Here is a 1,128-nt window from a genome sequence, read left to right on the forward strand (position 1 = left end):
TCCCCCGGGTGCCCCTGGTCTTCGACGACCCCCTGGGCGACGCCGCTCCCGACGACACCGACCTCGGGTGGGGCGAGCGCCCCACCGGCGCCGGTGCCGGGGACGACCTGGCGCGTTTCCTCGACGAGAAGCCCCCGCACCACATCTGATCCCGTGAACCCGTGGCGGCGTTCGTCCGGCGCCCCGGGCCGGGACCGCTCGGCCGGGCGGGGCGTCGGCTTCCCCGGGTGCGCGTTCCCGGGGCCCCGTCCCGTCGCTCAGCCCTCCGGACGTGAGCCCGTCCCGGAGGGGTTACCGCCGCCGGAACCGCCGCCGTCCCCCGGTCCCGACGAGCGCTGGGCGCCGATCCCCACGGTGCCGTTCCCGGCCGCCCCGCGCTGTGCGATCAACTCGTCGCGGATCTCGGTGAGGAGGTCCAGCTCCGTCTTCGCGGGGGGAGTGGAGTCCTTCGGCCTGCGGGCCTCCAGGCGTGCCTTGTACCGGGTGAGCGGCATGATCATGAGGAAGTAGACGACGGCCGCCGTGATGAGGAAGGTGAGGCCGGCGCTGATCACCGTTCCCCACCGGATCGGGATGCCGGAGACGATCTCGCCCGCCCCGTTGATCTCGCAGGGCCCCTTGAGGCAGGACTGGTACCGATCCAGGTCCTGTGTGCCGAACGCCCCGACCAGCGGGTTGATGACGCCCTCCACCACCGAGTTCACGATGTTGGTGAAGGCGGCTCCGATGACCACGGCCACGGCCAGTTCGACCACGTTGCCGCGCATCAGGAACTCCCTGAAGCCCCCGAGGACGCTCTGCTGTTCCTTGCCCAACGCACTGCCTTTCCGTACCCGATGACGTTCCGGTGTCCGCCCGCGGCGGTGGGGCGGGCGTCATCGGCTCGCCGCCGGGGTCCGGGCGCCGGGGGCGCCCGGAACGGGCCGGGATCCTCTCGATCCCGGCGCCCGCCACAGTCTCCCCGGTCCGGTGGGCGACGGCCATCCCCTTCCGTGCCCGGCGGTGCTCCCGGGCGGCGCCGGGGACCGAGCCGCGCCGGTGCCCGGTCGGCGGAGGGCCGGTCCCGGGTCCGGTCGGGGCCGCGGACCGGGGACCCGCCGACGGGAGTGGGGCTGAAGGGGTGGGGTC

1 protein-coding gene is annotated in these 1,128 nt (G+C 74.4%); it reads right to left on the reverse strand.

Annotation, left to right across the window (positions count from 1 at the left end; all coding sequences use genetic code 11):
* Positions 1 to 257: 257 nt before the first annotated feature.
* Entirely contained in the window at positions 258 to 767 is a 510-nt protein-coding gene (locus FOE67_RS26475; protein ID WP_182667350.1) for an MscL family protein, read from the reverse strand.
* Positions 768 to 1,128: the final 361 nt, after the last annotated feature.

This window comes from Streptomyces calidiresistens, from assembly GCF_014141525.1.
Taxonomy (GTDB): domain Bacteria; phylum Actinomycetota; class Actinomycetes; order Streptomycetales; family Streptomycetaceae; genus Streptomyces; species Streptomyces calidiresistens.

What these genes read in the sequence shown, in the direction of transcription:
- FOE67_RS26475 (WP_182667350.1), bottom strand. Translation starts at nt 767, where the DNA reads ATGCGCGGCAACGTGGTCGAACTGGCCGTGGCCGTGGTCATCGGAGCC.